Source organism: Pseudoalteromonas sp. LC2018020214 (genome assembly GCF_016598755.1).
Taxonomy (GTDB): Bacteria; Pseudomonadota; Gammaproteobacteria; order Enterobacterales; family Alteromonadaceae; genus Pseudoalteromonas; species Pseudoalteromonas distincta.
On sequence record NZ_CP066804.1, the window covers coordinates 2,788,818 to 2,806,575 of the forward strand.

16 protein-coding genes are annotated in these 17,758 nt (G+C 40.2%); 3 read left to right on the top strand and 13 right to left on the bottom strand.

All coding sequences use genetic code 11. The features are described from left to right. Positions 1 to 69: 69 nt before the first annotated feature. Positions 70 to 720 (bottom strand): response regulator transcription factor, encoded by a 651-nt coding sequence (locus tag JG479_RS12350; RefSeq protein ID WP_002958948.1) that lies wholly within the window; start codon positions 718 to 720, stop codon positions 70 to 72. Between the two features lie 104 nt (positions 721 to 824). Continuing rightward, the gene (gene acs / locus JG479_RS12355; RefSeq protein WP_039486744.1) at positions 825 to 2,765 is read right to left on the bottom strand and encodes an acetate--CoA ligase; all 1,941 of its coding nucleotides are present in this window, start codon (positions 2,763 to 2,765) and stop codon (positions 825 to 827) included. A 442-nt stretch (positions 2,766 to 3,207) separates the two neighbouring features. Here acs and JG479_RS12360 point away from each other — a divergent pair, with 442 nt between their 5' ends. Beyond that, positions 3,208 to 4,374 carry a DcaP family trimeric outer membrane transporter gene (locus JG479_RS12360; protein ID WP_024600614.1) on the top strand — a complete coding sequence of 389 codons (1,167 nt, stop codon included), beginning with the start codon at positions 3,208 to 3,210 and terminating at the stop codon, positions 4,372 to 4,374. A 219-nt stretch (positions 4,375 to 4,593) separates the two neighbouring features. Further along, complete coding sequence (locus JG479_RS12365; protein WP_200219421.1) at positions 4,594 to 6,717, top strand: TonB-dependent siderophore receptor; 2,124 nt, start codon at positions 4,594 to 4,596, stop codon at positions 6,715 to 6,717. Between the two features lie 188 nt (positions 6,718 to 6,905). On the opposite strand, the gene recA is transcribed toward JG479_RS12365, so the two are convergent. Next, positions 6,906 to 7,949, bottom strand: a complete 1,044-nt coding sequence (gene recA / locus JG479_RS12370; RefSeq protein ID WP_002958952.1) for a recombinase RecA — start codon at positions 7,947 to 7,949, stop codon at positions 6,906 to 6,908. A gap of 67 nt (positions 7,950 to 8,016) precedes the next feature. Beyond that, complete coding sequence (locus JG479_RS12375) at positions 8,017 to 8,505, bottom strand: CinA family protein (RefSeq protein WP_039486736.1); 489 nt, start codon at positions 8,503 to 8,505, stop codon at positions 8,017 to 8,019. Positions 8,506 to 8,526: 21 nt separating this feature from the next. Between JG479_RS12375 and mutS the strand changes: the two genes are divergently transcribed. Beyond that, on the top strand, positions 8,527 to 11,112 hold the full coding sequence (mutS, locus tag JG479_RS12380) for a DNA mismatch repair protein MutS (protein ID WP_200219422.1): 2,586 nt from the start codon (positions 8,527 to 8,529) through the stop codon (positions 11,110 to 11,112). Positions 11,113 to 11,365: 253 nt separating this feature from the next. Here the strand turns inward: mutS and rpoS are convergent, their stop codons facing one another. From rpoS to ftsB, 9 genes are read right to left on the bottom strand one after another with little or no spacing between them, the layout of a single operon-like run. Next, positions 11,366 to 12,340 carry an RNA polymerase sigma factor RpoS gene (gene rpoS, locus JG479_RS12385; RefSeq protein WP_002958955.1) on the bottom strand — a complete coding sequence of 325 codons (975 nt, stop codon included), beginning with the start codon at positions 12,338 to 12,340 and terminating at the stop codon, positions 11,366 to 11,368. Between the two features lie 35 nt (positions 12,341 to 12,375). Continuing rightward, positions 12,376 to 13,200 carry a peptidoglycan DD-metalloendopeptidase family protein gene (locus JG479_RS12390; RefSeq protein WP_200219423.1) on the bottom strand — a complete coding sequence of 275 codons (825 nt, stop codon included), beginning with the start codon at positions 13,198 to 13,200 and terminating at the stop codon, positions 12,376 to 12,378. Between the two features lie 41 nt (positions 13,201 to 13,241). Next, positions 13,242 to 13,820 carry a YqaA family protein gene (locus JG479_RS12395; protein ID WP_002958957.1) on the bottom strand — a complete coding sequence of 193 codons (579 nt, stop codon included), beginning with the start codon at positions 13,818 to 13,820 and terminating at the stop codon, positions 13,242 to 13,244. 9 nt (positions 13,821 to 13,829) lie between these two features. After that, positions 13,830 to 14,468: a protein-L-isoaspartate(D-aspartate) O-methyltransferase gene (locus JG479_RS12400; RefSeq protein ID WP_002958958.1), complete on the bottom strand. Its 639-nt coding sequence runs from the start codon at positions 14,466 to 14,468 to the stop codon at positions 13,830 to 13,832. Continuing rightward, the gene (surE, locus tag JG479_RS12405) at positions 14,458 to 15,222 is read right to left on the bottom strand and encodes a 5'/3'-nucleotidase SurE (protein ID WP_024600608.1); all 765 of its coding nucleotides are present in this window, start codon (positions 15,220 to 15,222) and stop codon (positions 14,458 to 14,460) included. The genes JG479_RS12400 and surE overlap by 11 nt, the downstream gene beginning before the upstream one ends. Then, positions 15,203 to 16,255 (bottom strand): tRNA pseudouridine(13) synthase TruD, encoded by a 1,053-nt coding sequence (truD, locus tag JG479_RS12410; RefSeq protein ID WP_039486727.1) that lies wholly within the window; start codon positions 16,253 to 16,255, stop codon positions 15,203 to 15,205. The genes surE and truD overlap by 20 nt, the downstream gene beginning before the upstream one ends. Further along, on the bottom strand, positions 16,252 to 16,749 hold the full coding sequence (ispF, locus tag JG479_RS12415; protein ID WP_024604077.1) for a 2-C-methyl-D-erythritol 2,4-cyclodiphosphate synthase: 498 nt from the start codon (positions 16,747 to 16,749) through the stop codon (positions 16,252 to 16,254). The genes truD and ispF overlap by 4 nt, the downstream gene beginning before the upstream one ends. Continuing rightward, positions 16,746 to 17,447 carry a 2-C-methyl-D-erythritol 4-phosphate cytidylyltransferase gene (gene ispD, locus JG479_RS12420; protein ID WP_149603095.1) on the bottom strand — a complete coding sequence of 234 codons (702 nt, stop codon included), beginning with the start codon at positions 17,445 to 17,447 and terminating at the stop codon, positions 16,746 to 16,748. The genes ispF and ispD overlap by 4 nt, the downstream gene beginning before the upstream one ends. Further along, on the bottom strand, positions 17,437 to 17,724 hold the full coding sequence (ftsB, locus tag JG479_RS12425; protein ID WP_002958963.1) for a cell division protein FtsB: 288 nt from the start codon (positions 17,722 to 17,724) through the stop codon (positions 17,437 to 17,439). The genes ispD and ftsB overlap by 11 nt, the downstream gene beginning before the upstream one ends. Positions 17,725 to 17,758 lie beyond the last annotated feature (34 nt).

Below are 17,758 nucleotides of genomic sequence, written 5' to 3' on the forward strand. Positions count from 1 at the left end.
TAAAAAATGCCAGCATTGTTGCTGGCATTTTTTTGCTCATAAATAAGCTAATAACTTTTTAAATGTAAATTATGCCTGCTCTATTGGTTCGAGCTTTAATTTAGCGGCAATTAAAACGGCTTGGGTACGATTGTACACACCGAGTTTTCTAAATATGGCTGTAATGTGTGCTTTCACTGTCGCTTCTGATATGTGTAGTTCATAAGCAATTTGCTTATTAAGTAAACCTTCGTGCAGATATTGCAGCACTCGGTATTGTTGAGGCGTTAATGAGGCAACTTGCGCTGCTATTTCTCTATCTTCACCTTCAATTTCAGCTACTTTGTTTTTTAGCTCTTTTGGTAGCCATGTATCGCCTTCAAGTATTTGGTTAATTGCACTGGCAATATCATCAGACGATGATGATTTAGGAATAAAACCCATAGCGCCGTAACCCATTACTTTAGAAACGATGTTCACGTCTTCACTACCCGAAACAACGGCAATAGGTAAGCTTGGGTATTCTTCTCTAATACGAATAAGACCATATAAATCACCATTACCTGGCATGTGAAGGTCTAGCAGTAATATATCAAGATCCTCTTGCTCGCTTAACACTTGCAGTGTGCTGTCAAAATCGGATGATTCAAAAACCTCTAAACCCTCAAATTTTGCGCTCAGTGCGCCCTTTAGTGCTTCACGAAATAACGGATGATCGTCCGCTATTAAAAACTGACTCATGGTTCACTCCTAATAAATTCGGCTGCCAGTTAGGTTTAAAACCTTTACTGACAGCCGATATACTACGTTTAGAATCAACTTGTAATCAAGTTTTTAACGCACATTTAACGATTTAATCTGTTCTCGATTAGTTCATCGACAACTGAAGGATCGGCAAGCGTTGACGTATCACCGAGTTGTTGGTGCTCATTTGCAGCGATTTTACGTAAAATACGACGCATAATCTTGCCTGAACGTGTTTTTGGCAAACCCGGTGACCATTGAATCATATCTGGAGATGCGATTGGGCTGAGCTCTTTACGAACCCAATTACGTACCTCTTTAGTTAATTCATCGCTTACTGTTATGCCTTCGTTAGGCGTAATGTAAACATAAATACCTTGGCCTTTAATATCATGCGGGTAACCTACAACAGCAGCTTCTGCTACCGCTTCATGCGCAACTAACGCACTTTCAATTTCGGCAGTACCAAGGCGGTGCCCAGACACATTAAGTACATCGTCCACACGGCCTGTGATCCAGTAATAACCGTCTTCATCACGACGACAACCATCGCCTGTAAAGTAAACCCCTGGGTAGGCGCTAAAATAAGTTTGTTCAAAACGTTCATGGTCGCCATAAACAGTTCGAGCTTGCGATGGCCAACTATCTAAAATAACTAAATTACCATCTACGGCACCTTCGAGTGTATTACCTTCAGCATCAAATAATGCAGGCGCAATACCAAAAAATGGATGTGTTGCAGAACCCGGTTTTGTATCAGTAGCACCCGGAAGTGGTGTGATCATAATGCCACCGGTTTCCGTTTGCCACCATGTATCAACAATCGGGCAATTAGATTTACCAATACTCTCGTAATACCATGTCCACGCTTCTGGATTTATTGGCTCACCTACCGAACCTAAAATACGTAAACTATCGCGATGTGACGAAGCTGTAGGCTCATCACCTTTAGCCATTAGTGCTCTAATTGCTGTAGGGGCAGTATATAAAATAGTAACACCGTGTTTATCAACTACTTCGCCCATACGCCCTGCAGTTGGATAAGTGGGGACACCTTCAAATAAAACCTGAGTACAACCGTTTACCAATGGCCCGTACGCAATGTAACTGTGGCCTGTGATCCAACCGACATCGGCACTACACCAATACACATCATCTTCTTTCAAATCAAATACGTATTCATGTGTCATTGATGAGTAAACTAAGTAGCCACCTGTAGTATGTACAACACCTTTAGGCTGACCAGTAGAACCTGATGTATACAATATAAACAAAGGATCTTCAGCATTCATTGGCTCTGGCTCGCACTGTGCCGGTAAGTCAGCAACTAGCTCGTGCCACCATATATCGTGCTCATTCCAATCAACTTCACCGCCTGTTAATTGGTGCACAATAACGTGTTCAATTGTGGTTACAGTTTCTTGCGCTACCGCTTCATCTACATTTGCTTTTAATGGAACACAATTTCCTGCTCTGCGTCCCTCATCAGAAGTAATAACAACCTTAGCGCCAGAATCTCTAATACGATCAGCAATAGCCGATGGTGAAAAACCACCAAATACAACAGAATGAATAGCACCAATACGTGCACAAGCTTGCATTGCATACACCGCTTGTGGGGTCATTGGCATATAAATAGCTACGCGGTCACCTTTTTGTACACCCAGTTTTTTTAAACCATTGGCAAATTTAGCCACTTCATCATGAAGTTTTTGATAAGTAATGTTCTCACTTTGAGAAGGATCATCACCTTCCCAAATAAGCGCAATTTTGTCTGCTTTCGTTTTTAAGTGGCGGTCAATACAGTTGTAAGACGCATTTAAATAGCCATCTTCATACCATTTAATACTGATGTGGCCTTTATCAAAAGAGGTGTTTTTAACTTTAGTGTAAGGAGTAGACCAATCGAGGCGTTTGCCATGCTCACGCCAAAAACTTTCAGGGTCATCAATAGATTGCTTATAAAGCGTATTATATTTATTTTTATCAATGAGAGTCGCATCTTTAATATGCGCAGGAACTGGATAGATACTTTGTGACATCTTCGTCTCCATTTAAATTACTTGCCTTAAGCTTTTATCAAGGATTACTCAGCAGTACTTTATTAAGTATTAGACCTTAGTTGTACTCTACTCCAATTTACTCATTTGTAGTTTATAATCCACCTGCTTTCAATTTTTTTACATAAATAATACAACGCGTTAAATGTAAGTAAATACAAACTAATCGACTCTAAAACCTTAGTCTTATAGACCAATAGGTAATTGAGTAAATATTGCACATATTCAAAAGTGTTTGTGTACTTTAATAAAGATATTTGCGGTATTACTTGCCAAAGCTTTATTTAACGAATGAAAACAATATGTGTATTGAAAAGCCAAATTAACACCCTTTTTTATTCGTAAGTAATACTAGTAGCAAGTAATACAACCTTACATGAAAAAAAAAGCAACAAACAACAAGTAGCCTATAAAGGACACCACAATGAAATTTACCCCATTAAAAACATTAGCAGCAAGCGCTGTATTATGTGCACTATCAAGCACTGCTTATGCAGCGACTGCCGCAAAAATTGGTGATACGGAATTTACTTACGGTGGATACATTAAACTCGACTCTATGTGGAGTGATTATTCAGCGGGTGCGCCTGCAGGCTCAAACGTAGGTCGTGACTTTTACGTACCAAGTACGTTAACAGTTGGCGATGATAACAGCTCAGATGCTGTATTTGATATGCATGCTCGTGAGTCACGTTTTAACTTTGGCACAGCCACTGTTATGGATAACGGTAAAACCGTTAATACTAAAATTGAAATTGACTTTTTGGCCTCGGCTGCTGGCGGTAATGAGCGAGTTTCAAATTCTTACGCCCCGCGTATTCGCCATGCCTTTGTGACTTACGATGGTTGGTTATTTGGTCAAACATGGTCTAACTTCCAAAACGTGGGGGCGCTTGCTGAAACGCTTGATTTTGTAGGCCCTGCTGAGGGCACTGTGTTCGTGCGTCAATCGCAAATTAAATACACCACTGGCGCATGGTCGTTTTCATTAGAAAACCCAGAAAGTACAATTTCTACTACTAGCGGTATGGTAGTAACTGATGATGCATCATTGCCTGACTTTACAGCTCGTTACACACACAAAGCCGATTGGGGTAACATTGTGGTTGCAGCGCTTGCTCGCCAACTTACTTATAAAGTAGGCAGTGTTGATGCAGATGAAACTTCTTTTGGTATTAGTGCATCAGGTAAAATAAACCTTGGTGAAGACAACCTTAAATTTATGCTTACTCAAGGTAAAGGCTTAGGCCGTTACGTAGGCTTAAACGTTGCTCACGGTGCAGTACTTAATGGCGATGAACTAGATGCAATTGATTCGACTTCTGGTTTTGTTGCTTACCAGCACAAGTGGACAAGCCAATGGCGTTCAACGTTCTTATATTCATTCTTCAGTGCTGATAACAACACTGATTTATTAGCTATTTCTGGTGATCCGACTGAATCAAGCCAAAGCTATAGCGCTAACATTCTATACTCACCGGTTAAACGTCTAACTTTTGGTGCTGAGCTAAAGCATGCTGAGCGTGAAACTGAAAGCGGCGTTGATGGCGATTTAGACCGCTTACAGTTTTCTGTTAAATACTCTTTTTAATAGCTAAAAAGCTAACTACTTTAAAAAGCGGCCTAGGCCGCTTTTTTTATAAGCGAGATTGAGTTCTATATAATTCATCAATTCGTACCTAAAATCTTTATATGTGGCGCTAAAATCCAAAATAATAGAATTATTATTGATAAAAACACTAAACACAATTGCAAATCGATATCATTTAGATTAAGTTACGCACTTCTTTTGAACTAACTGGAAAAACTTATGTCGTCCCCTCAAGTTTTGCGTTTATCTAAACTAAGCTTTGCTACTTCTTTAATTTTATCTGGTTATGCACTTGCTGATGAGGCAAATGTAAAATCTGAACCTCTCGAAAAAATTGCGGTATATGGTCAGCATCATAAAAACTACATTACTGAAGAAGCGCAATCGGCTACCAAACTAGGTTTAACAATTAAAGAAACACCACAATCAATCTCGGTAGTTTCACGCGCACTAATGGACGACTTTTCACTAGACGATATAAACTCAGTACTTGAAAGCACGCCAGGCGTAACAGTAGAGCAAATAGAAACAGATCGTACTTACTTTAAGGCTCGTGGTTTTGAAATTACGAACTTTCAAGTTGATGGCTTAGGGATCCCACAAAGCTCAGGCTCTATTCAAGGTAGTCTTGATACATCAATTTATGACCGTGTAGAGATAGTTCGCGGTGCTAATGGTTTAATGACTGGCGCCGGTAATCCTTCTGCAACTGTAAACATGGTTTTAAAAAAGCCAACTTATACAACACAGGCAAATGCATCAGCATCGTATGGCTCATGGAATAAAAAACGTTTAGATTTAGATGTATCTACGCCAATAAATGAAGACCACGCTGTACGCGCTGTATTTACAAAGCAAAAAGCTGACTCATATTTAGATCGCTACGAAACAGATAAAACCATTGTTTACTTAGCCTACGAAGGCAAATTAACAGACAACACATTATTAAGCGTTAACTACGTTAACCAACAAAAAGACGCAGATAGCCCGCTGTGGGGTGCACTACCTCTTTATTATACAGACGGAACACCAACCGATTACGACGAATCAACCAGCACCGCTGCTGACTGGTCTTACTGGGATAACAGTGCTGAGCAAGTATATGTAACACTTGAACAAAACTTATCGGCAACATGGGTAGCTAGAGCACGTTATGCTCACATCGAAAACGAGCAAGACTCAGAGTTGTTCTACGTATACGGCACCCCTGATAAAGATACTGAACTTGGTTTAACAGGTTATGCTAGCCGTTATGATTACGAAGATAAGCATGACTTATTTGATTTATATGCCAGTGGTAAGTTTAATTTATTTGGCCAAGAGCACGACCTATCATTTGGTGTTAGCCAAGCTAAAATGGATTACAACGAGCAGTCTCTTTACGATTACACTACAGGCAATGGTTTTCCAGCTATGCCATCACTTAAAACGTGGGATGGTGTAGTACCAGAGGCAACACTTGCTGATGGCTTAGATGGTAGTGATATTACTAACGAGCAAAAATCAGCTTACATATCTACTCGCATTAGATTAAGTGAGCCTTTAAGTGTGCTCGCTGGTGTGCGTTATACCGATTGGAAAACAAAAGGGAACGCTTACGGTGTTGAGCAAACAAGAAGCGACTCTGAAGTTATTCCTTATATTGGCACGGTGTACGACTTTAACGAGTCTCTATCAGCTTATGCAAGCTACACAGAAACATTTGTACCGCAAAAAGAGCTTGATATTAATGCCAACCAATTAGCTCCCGTAATAGGTAAAAGCAGTGAAGTTGGTATAAAAGCACAGTTACTTGATGACCAAATTTTCGTAACTTTTGCTTACTTCGATGCAAAGCAGGAAGGGCTTGCCATAGCTTTACCCGACTCATTACCTAGTGATACGCGTTATTATGCAGCAGATGGTATTAACAGCAACGGCTTTGAAGTTGAACTAAGTGGTCGAATAACAGATGATTTAAGCGCAAGTGTAAGTTTTAGTAACCTAACTATTGATGGTGATGATTTAGTTAAAGATTACACACCTGAAAATCAACTTAAGCTGGCCGCAACCTACCAAGTACCTTTAGTTGATGGTTTATCATTTGGTGCAAACTATCGCTGGCAGGATTCAACTAGCCGAGTCCAAGTCGAAGATACAAATGGTATTGCAAGCGTCACTACTCACCAAGATGCATACGGGTTACTTGATTTAATGGCCACTTACGAAATTACAGATAACGTAGGAGTCACTTTCAACGTAAATAACACCACCGGTGAAAAATATTTGCACAGCCTGTACTGGGCACAAGGTTACTACGGTGCACCTCGTAACTACGCCCTATCTGTAAACTGGCAATTATAAATATATTTGATTAATTAAAGACTCTAGATTTTTTCTATTGAATTAAAAAACGACACATTTTTAATGTGTCGTTTTTATTTTATCTAACCTGATGTAAGTTTTTAATAACAAAAAAGCGCTAATCATTACTGATTAGCGCTTTTCAAAGCTCGGGTCAAATCAAGCTTAAAAACTCATTTGGGTGCAGTTTAAAGGTCTGGATCGTCGCCTAACTTATCTTCACCGTCTTCAGGTTCAATAGTTGCTTTTAGTAAAAGCATTTCGCGTAACTTACCTTCAATCTCATCTGCAATTTCTGGGTTTTCTTTCAAAAACTTAATTGAGTTAGATTTACCTTGGCCAACCTTGTTGCCACTGTAACTGTACCAAGCACCTGCTTTTTCAACAATTTTATGCTTAACACCTAAATCAATTAACTCGCCTTGCTTAGAAATACCTTCGCCATACATGATGATGAATTCAGCTTGTTTAAATGGCGGCGCTACTTTGTTTTTAACAATTTTAACGCGGGTTTCGTTACCAACAACTTCATCACCTTCTTTCACAGAACCAATACGACGAATATCAATACGTACCGATGCGTAAAACTTAAGTGCATTACCACCCGTTGTTGTTTCTGGGTTACCAAACATAACACCAATTTTCATACGAATTTGGTTAATGAAAATACATAACGTGTTAGAGCGTTTAATATTACCAGTAAGCTTACGTAATGCTTGTGACATTAAACGTGCTTGTAAGCCCATGTGCGAGTCGCCCATGTCGCCTTCAATCTCAGCTTTTGGTGTAAGTGCAGCAACCGAGTCAATAATAACGACGTCTACTGCGCTTGAACGTACTAACATGTCACAAATTTCTAGTGCTTGCTCACCTGTATCAGGTTGAGATACAAAAAGGTCATCAATATTTACACCTAGTTTTTGTGCATATACAGGATCAAGAGCATGCTCAGCATCAATAAAGGCACATGTTTTACCTTCTTTTTGAGCTTCTGCGATAACTTGTAAAGTAAGCGTTGTTTTACCAGATGACTCAGGACCATACACTTCAACAATACGTCCCATAGGTAAGCCACCTATGCCTAAGGCAATATCAATACCTAGTGAACCTGTAGATACAGATTCAATGTTTAACGCTTTGTTGTCACCCAATTTCATAATTGAGCCTTTACCAAATTGACGTTCAATTTGTGATAGTGCTGCGTCTAACGCTTTTTGTTTGTTATCGTTCATTTTGTTCTCCAATCCAGCTAATGCGAACAAGTATACTGTATGAAATCACAGTATCAAGCTAATTTTTTCATTTTATCTCATCTATTACACTTTTTAATGCAAATACAATAGCTTGCAGTCTTACTTGAGCCCTATCACCAGTAAATATTTGTTTAAAGGTCAGTACTTTGTCATTAATTTGTATGCCAAACCATACAAGTCCAACAGGTTTACCTTCTGTTGCCCCGCCAGGCCCTGCAATGCCCGATACAGCTATAGATATATTAGCGTTTGTTGCTTTAATAGCGCCTACTGCCATTTCATGGACTGTTTGCTCGCTCACAGCACCGTATTGATTTAATGTATTAGCACTAACATTGAGCAAATCTTGCTTTGCTTGGTTACTATAAGTGACAAATGCACGGTCGATATAAGCTGAACTTCCAGGTGTATCGGTAAGCGCATAACTCACTCCGCCACCAGTACATGACTCAGCAGTAGTGATCCATAAGCATTTATCCGTTAAAATAGCGCCTAATTGCGCAGCAAGTGTTTTAATCTCTTGATGTAATTCCATATTCAGCCTTTGGGTAAATACATGTCGTTTGATCTTTATGCACCACACACTATAAAACAACAAACCCCTATGATGCAGCAGTATCTAAAAATAAAATCAGAGCATCGCGATATTTTATTGTTTTATCGTATGGGCGATTTTTACGAACTTTTTTTTGATGACGCTAAACGCGCCGCTCAATTACTCGATATTTCGCAAACTCATCGTGGTAAAGCTGGCGGCGATCCTATCCCTATGGCGGGTGTACCTTACCATGCGGTAGAAAACTACTTAGCACGTCTAGTCCAAATGGGTGAATCAGTCGCTATCTGCGAACAAGTGGGAGACCCTGCAACCAGTAAAGGCCCTGTTGATCGTAAAGTAGTGCGTATAGTTACACCCGGTACAATTTCTGATGAAGCACTTTTACAAGAACGACAAGACAATCTCCTTACCAGCGTTTGGCAAAGTAAAAAAGGCTTATACGGGATTGCTTATTTAGACATTAACTCTGGTCGTTTTAATATTGTCGAGGTAAATACCGACGAAGCCTTTAGCTCAACTATTCAGCGCCTATCACCAGCCGAACTTCTGTATAGCGAAAGCTTTGAAAACGTTCATTTAATTGAACATATAAAAGGTGCTCGCCGTCGCCCAGAGTGGGAGTTCGACTTAGATACGGCTCAGCACTTATTATGCGATCAGTTTGGTACTAAAGATTTAGTTGGCTTTGGTGTTGATAAAGCCCATAGCGCGCTTGTTGCTGCAGGTTGCCTAATGCAATACGTAAAAGATACACAACGTATTGCACTGCCACATATTCGTGCAATTACGCTTGAGCACAACGAACACGCTGTTATTTTAGATGCCGCTACCCGTAAAAATTTAGAATTAACTGTTAATTTATCGGGCGGGTTTGAAAATACACTTGCTCAAGTACTTGATAAAACAGCAACGCCAATGGGTTCTCGCTTACTTAAGCGCCGTATTCATACACCAATTCGTAATAAAGACGAGCTAAATTCACGTTTAAATGCAATTAGCGCTATTTTAGATGCGCAGCTTTGCGGTGAATTACACGAATCATTAAAAGAGATTGGTGATGTAGAGCGTGTTATTGCACGCCTAGCTTTATGTACTGCACGCCCGCGTGATTTAACTCGCCTGCGCAGTGCGCTACAAGCACTTGCACCACTGCATACTTTGTTAGCTGACGCTAACGATCCTCGTATAGCAGGTATCATCAAGCACTCGCCTGAACTCCCTGATTTACAAGCGTTATTAGAACGAGCTGTGATAGAAAACCCACCGGTACTTATTCGTGACGGTGGTGTTATTGCTCCAGGTTACAATAGTGAACTTGATGAGTGGCGTAACTTAAGCAAAGGTGCAACCGATGTACTTGATCAACTAGAGTCACGAGAGCGCGAACGTACGGGCATTAGTACGCTTAAAATCGGTTATAACCGCGTACATGGCTTTTTTATTGAAGTAAGTAGAGCTAATGCGCACTTAGTGCCAGCCGACTACATTCGTCGTCAAACACTTAAAAATAACGAACGTTACATTATTCCAGAGCTTAAAGAGCACGAGGATAAAGTACTCGGCAGCCAATCAAAAGCTCTCGCGCTTGAAAAACAACTATACGAGGAGCTGTTTAGATTTATTGCTCCACATATTGAGCAGTTGCAAATGATGGCAGCAGCATTGGCTGATTTAGACGTTTTAAATAATTTAGCTGAGCGTGCATTCGCACTCAATTATGCAAAACCAGAATTGTGCGATAACGACAATATAAGCATTAAGCAAGGTCGTCACCCTGTTGTTGAACAAGTAATGAAAGAACCGTTTATTGCTAACCCTGTTGAATTAAACAGCCAACGTAAAATGCTAATTATTACCGGTCCAAACATGGGCGGTAAATCAACCTATATGCGCCAAACGGCACTTATTGTTTTAATGGCTCACATTGGCAGTTATGTACCCGCTGACAGCGCTAAAATTGGTAATATCGACCGCATATTTACACGTATTGGTGCAAGCGATGATTTAGCATCAGGGCGTTCAACCTTCATGGTAGAAATGACCGAAACAGCGACTATTTTAAATAATGCCACGGCACAGTCTTTAGTGTTAATGGATGAGATTGGTCGCGGTACAAGTACTTACGATGGACTCTCTCTTGCGTATGCAACAGCCGATCATTTAGCATCAAAAATATCTGCTAAAACATTGTTTGCTACGCACTACTTTGAATTAACAGAACTTGCTGAGCAAACCACGGGCCTTGTAAACGTGCACCTTGATGCAATAGAGCATAACGACACTATTGCGTTTATGCATACAGTTCTCGACGGTGCAGCAAGCAAAAGCTTTGGTTTACAAGTAGCCGCTCTTGCTGGAGTGCCAAAAGCTGTGATTGCACAAGCAAAGCAAAAACTTAAGTTGCTTGAAAATCATCAAAGCGTTACTGCACCAAATACAGAACAACAAGCCTTTACTTTTAATAACGAAATTACACAAAGTACACCTTCAGAAGTTGAAGAGCAGTTAAGCGCAATCGACCCTGATAATTTATCGCCACGCCAAGCGCACGATTTGTTATATAAACTAAAAGCATTGTTGTAATTTATACCAACCTGCATAAATCTTTGATCAATTTAACGAATTAAATTGCACTATAACGTCGTTAAAAATTTTTTATTTAGAACAACTAGATACAAAAAATTTTGCCTAGTTCTAGCGTAATTTTCTTAACGTTAAATAGACCCCATATATAAGCAGATTGGTATTATATCATCTAATTTACAAGCATAAAAAAAGCCGAAGAATAAATTCTTCGGCTTTTTAACACACATAGTCTCTTATACTATTTAACTAGTTACGAAAACTGATTAAACAAGCTATCTGTACTTAAACCTTCTTGTTGCAAAATATCTTTTAGACGACGTAATGCCTCTACCTGAATTTGTCTTACACGCTCACGTGTTAAGCCTATTTCACGACCTACATCTTCAAGTGTAGATGGCTCATAGCCAAGCAGTCCAAATCGACGTGCTAACACTTCACGTTGTTTAGGGTTTAATTCTCCTAACCAATCAACAATATGTTTATTAATATCATTATTTTGTACTTCGCCTTCAGGACCAGCACTTTTTTCATCAGGGATGATATCAAGTAGTACACTGTCGTTTTCGCCACCAATAGGCATGTCTACTGATGCAATTCTTTCGTTTAAACGTAGCATTTTAGTAACGTCTTCAACGGGTCTATCTAGGCAAGCTGCAATTTCGTCAGCTGTTGGCTCATGGTCAAGCTTTTGAGTTAACTCACGCGCTGTACGTAAATAAACATTAAGCTCTTTAACTACATGAATAGGTAAGCGAATGGTACGCGTTTGGTTCATAATGGCACGTTCAATTGTTTGACGTATCCACCATGTAGCGTAAGTAGAGAATCTAAATCCACGCTCAGGGTCAAATTTTTCAACTGCGCGAATTAAGCCTAAGTTACCCTCTTCAATTAAATCAAGTAGAGCAAGGCCGCGATTATTGTAACGACGTGCTATTTTAACAACCAAACGTAAGTTACTTTCAATCATACGTTTACGTGAGGCTTCACACCCTCGAAGTGATTTGCGAGAAAAAAACACTTCTTCTTCAGCACTTAGCAAAGGAGAAAAACCAATTTCGCCTAAATAAAGTTGAGTTGCGTCAAGATTTTTAGTTACTTCTTCTTTAGCAAAGATTTCATCGTCGTCTACTTTATCTAGTAGAGCTGTGCTTTCATCAACATCGATGTCATCGAATTTTTCGTCAGTCGTAGTATGTTTGTCAAGTTTTGCTGCGCTAGCCATAAGCCTTCTCCCGAGCAATTATCAATACCTAAAAATTAGGGTAGGTATTTAGCAGGATTGACAGCTTGCCCTCGGTAGCGAATTTCAAAGCGAAGCGCGGTGACCGGAGATTCTGAATTACCAATTTCTGCTATTTTTTGTCCTGCCTTAACCTTCTGCTTTTCTTTAACAAGTAATTTCGAGTTATGTGCGTAAGCACTTAGGTAATCATCATTATGTTTCAATATGATTAAACTGCCATAACCTCGAAGGGCGTTACCCGCGTACACCACTGTTCCTTGTGCCGCAGCTAAGACTGAAGCCCCTTTGCGATTAGTAATCTGTAAACCTTTATAACCGTTTTCCTTATTAGAGAAGCGTTTGGTAATTTTGCCCTTTGCAGGCCAAAACCACTTAACTTTACTGCTCGACAAACGTTTAGTATTACTAATTTTGTTACTGGCTTGTTTCTGAACATACTCTCGTTGTTTTGGGGGATCAAGCTCTTTCTTTAAAATTTTGTTATTTTTTTGTGAATTTTTTATAGACTTTTTACTCGAATTCGTATATTTTTCATCCCTTTTTGTTTTTTCGGTCTTAGGGATTAAGGAGATATGTTGTCCAGGGAAAATTGTGTAAGGTGATGAAATTGAATTATTTTTTGCCAACTTCCTAAAGTCTTGCCCAGCACTAAAAGCAATAGAATAAAGTGTATCCCCTTTTTGCACTTTATAACTACTCCCATTAATGTTAATAGTATGACCTAAATTATTAACATTATTATTTAGGCTGCTAACAGGTGCAGGAACATGGCGAGAAGAACAACCAAAGAGAAAAATACTAATAAATATAGCTATATACAGTAAGAACTGCTTAGTCATTGTATTTTTCCTTTATATTAGACAATTAATATTTTTTACGCTTAACGCAATAAAAAGTAAGCTAGCGCAATTAATACCACTAATCCCCAACCAAGTATTTCAATATACTGACGTAATTTTCGCTCCATTTGAGCTCCGCCCCACTTCATTAAGGCTGAAACTAGAAAGAATCGCGCACCGCGCCCAATGGCTGATGCTATTAAAAATGGCAAAAATGCCATTTGTAAAACGCCTGCGCCAATCGTAAATACTTTATATGGTATAGGCGAAAAACCAGCTAAAAACACAACCCAAACACCGTAATCCTTAAACCAGTTTAGTGCTATATCAAACTTTTCTTGCCAGTGCATTTGTGCAATCAATGGCTCTACAACGGGTTCAAATAGCCAAAAACCAAGTAAGTAACCAACCACTCCACCAATAACCGATGCTATTGTGGCAAAGCTTGCAAATCGCCATGCTTTGTTTGGTTGCGCAAGTGACATAGGTGCAAGCATTACATCGGGTGGTATCGGGAAAAAAACTGATTCTGCAAAGCTCATCGCAGCTAAGTAACGTTCCGCATGACGGTGTTTTGCCCACACTAGGGCCATATCGTATAACTTAGTAAACAACTTCAAAATGAATTCCTATTCAATATCGCCAGGTACTAACGGCACAAATCTAACGGGAGCAATAACATGCTCTTTATAATTATCGCCTTTGCGGATAACCATTACTAATTTTTGATCGCTCTCACCAATTGGGGCTAATAACACGCCACCATCGGCCAACTGAGCAAGTAAGTCTTGCGGAACTTTAGAGGCCGCAGCAGTCACTATAATACCATCAAACGGCGCTTGTGATTGCCAGCCTTGCCAACCATCGCCATGCTTCATGGTTACATTATATAAATCGAGTTGCTGCAAACGTCTTTTTGCCTGCCACTGAAGTGTTTTAATACGCTCTACCGAGTAAACCTTCGTAAACGTTTTGGCCAATATTGCAGTTTGATACCCAGAGCCCGTACCTATTTCTAGCACTTTATTACGCACACCAGCTAAACGAAGTAGCTCTGTCATGCGCGCTACTATGTAAGGCTGAGAAATTGTTTGCCCTTGCCCAATAGGTAGCGCTGTATTTTCATAGGCTTTGTGTTTTAGCACATCATCTATAAAAATATGGCGCGGAATATCAGCTATAGCACTAAGTACTTGCGTATCTTCAACACCTTCACGCTTTAGTAAGTCAGATAGCGCTTTAGCACTGCGGGTATAATTAGCGAGCACGATTAATCTCCAAATCGGCTAACCATTCTCCTACTGCCTTTAAGCTATCTTTAGCTGTCATATCAACACTCAGTGGCGTAACTGAGGCATAGCCATTATTGATTGCGTAAAAGTCGGTGCCTTCACCAGCATCGCTTTCGGTGCCAAGCGATCCGTACCAATAAATATCACGGCCCCAAGGATCGGTTTGTTTCGTCATCGTTTCGGCTTTATGACGAGCACCTAAACGTGTTACTTGCACCCCTTTTAATTCACTTAATGGAATATCTGGCACATTAATATTTATTATTTGATCTTTTGGAAGCGGATGCGAAGCCAAGCCTTTAATAATATTGACGGTAACTGCAGCGGCTGTTTCAAAATGATCGCCATTATGTGAACAAAGCGATACCGCAATTGCAGGCAAACCTAAATGGCGACCTTCAGTTGCAGCGGCAACAGTACCGGAATAAAGCGTGTCATCGCCTAAATTGGCACCATGGTTAATACCTGCAACAACTAGATCTGGCTTTTCATCAGCTAACTGATTTACGCCTAAATGTACGCAATCAGTGGGTGTGCCATTAACTGACATAAAACCATTTTCGAGTGTAGTCGCTCGTAGCGGGTTCATAAGTGTTAAAGAATTACTCGCGCCACTACAGTTGCGATCAGGTGCAACAAGGGTTACATCTGCAATTTGTATAAGCGCCTGATATAAAACCGCAATGCCTTTAGCATTTACGCCATCATCGTTACTTAACAGTATCTTCATTTATGCCATTATCCTTTTCTTTGCGCTCTCGAGGGCTAGCATCAGTGTAATCCACCAGCTCACGTAATAATGCGGTTGCAAAACACCCTTTTGGCAAACCAAAGCTTAGTTTTAGTGTGGTTTCATCAAGTGTTTCAACAGTTAAGTTTTGTGGAATTAAGCGCAGCATTCGGCGCTCATTTTTAAGGCCTAATTCACCTAAACCATCACACCATGTTTGGAAAGGTTCGAGCCATACTTTTTCTTGCTCGGTTAAACCTTTTTCACTTTTACCCACCATAGGTGCCGACATCATAATATCGCCAGTGGCTAATCGCTCTATGTTTTCGTCATTAATTGCATCTTCAAAAAATGCATTGCTGCCGCTGAGCATAAATACTTCACGGTGCATTGTTTTAGCTAAACCATGCTCTTTTACACGCAGGCTCACTAACTGATTAAATACATGCGATCGTGCTGCTGAAATAATAATACCGCGCAACTTTTTATCGCGAATACGCTCACCGGCAAACATTTTTTCAGCCATAACTAAGTTATGACCGCCATGCCCAAAGCGCTGCTCGCCAAAGTAATTTGGCACACCTGCGCGCACGGCATTAATACGGCATAAAATATCAAGTGGCTTGGTTACGTTACGAAGCGTAATAGTAAATTTATTACCTTTGTGGCAGCCCGTACGTAACTTACGGTCGTGGCGCTGTTGCGACACAATAAAAATACTCTCACTATTTAAATCACTAAAATCGATAGGCTTTTTAATTGGTACTTTTACACTAAACCACTGCGAGCACACACCGTGGCGATCTTTCATGCCTGCATAGCTTACGTCTCGCGGTGAAACACCCGCACGCTGCGCAATTAGCTTTGCAACGTATTGCGTGTTTTCGCCTTTTTTAACCACCTGCAAACACACGTGTTCGCCACTGCCGGTAAATTCTATACCTAAGTCTTCATCAACCATAAAGTCTTCAGCTGTGGTTTTAAAATCAGCTTTAGAAAGCGGTGCACCGTATAAATAATTTAAATCGCTCATGCGTTTTTTGTACTCGCAAGCTCTTTACTCATAATAACTACTGCATGACTAGAAATACCTTCTTTGCGCCCTTCAAAGCCTAGCTTTTCGGTAGTAGTGGCTTTAACGTTAATTTGGCTAAGGTCGCAATTTAAATCGCTGGCTAAATTAGCGCGCATAGCTTGAATATGTGGCAGCATTTTTGGTGCCTGAGCAACAATAGTCACATCGCCATTACCAAGTACATAACCTTGTTCTTTAGCTAAGCCCACCACATGGCGAAGTAAAATACGGCTGTCGATATTTTCATACTCGCTTGCCGTATCGGGAAAGTGCTTACCAATATCACCCATTGCAAGTGAGCCTAAAATAGCATCGCATAATGCATGAATAGCAACATCACCATCTGAGTGCGCTAAAAAGCCCTGTGGGTAATCAATTTTTTCACCACAAATAGTTAACGGGCCTTCGCCGCCAAATTTATGTACGTCAAAACCATGGCCAATTCGTATCATAATCCACTCTCGTTTTGTTGTTTATGTAATAAAAACCCAGCCAGGTCTAAATCCTCTGGCGTGGTTATTTTAATATTATCGCTACGACCTGCTACAAGCTTAACCGGTTTACCCGCCCACTCAATTGCACTGGCTTCATCGGTAATAGTAGCCCCACTTGCTAATGCGTTTTGCAGTGCATTTTTAAGCTCGTCATATTTAAAAAACTGCGGGGTAAGTGCTTGCCATAAATCGTCTCGTGGCACAGTTTGTAGGGCATGAGTGTGGCCGCGTTTTATAGTGTCTTTTACTTTGCTAGCTAAAATACCGCCTTCATCAGCGCGTATACATTCATCAATTAAACGTTCTATATCACTGATATTAACTAATGGACGAGCAGCATCATGCACCAATACCCATGTTGGTGGGTTAGGCGCTAAAAAAAGCAGACTGTTAAGCACCGAGTCGGCTCGCTCTTTTCCGCCACTGGCTCGCACAATGCGATTATCAAGCAATGGGAGTTCGTCAAAATAGGGGTCGCTGTCGCTAAGGGCAACAACAATAGTGCGTAATTGAGGTAATTGAGAAAGTTTAGCTAAGGTGTGTTCTAAAATGGTTTTACCGGCTAATTGTATATATTGTTTAGGCGCATTGTGCTGCATTCTACTGCCAACACCCGCAGCAGGTACAATTGCTGCAATAGTCTGTTTATTTGTCATATTGTTTGCCCGGTAAAACACGAATAAATGTTTCGTCCGGTTTAATCATTCCCAATTCGTTGCGTGCACGCTCTTCAATGCCTTCTTGGCCAAGCTTTAAGTCTTCAATATCTGCTTTAAGTACTTTATTACGTTTAATGAGTTTTTCGTTGGTTTGATGATGCGACGTTACTGCACCTTTTAGTCGTGTGTAGTCTTGTAAACCATTATGACCAAACCATAACCTGTATTGTACAAACAGTGCTAAGCACAGTAAGCCAACTTGAAAAATACGCATTTAACACTCCTTATTTTAAATTCCAAATACCTTA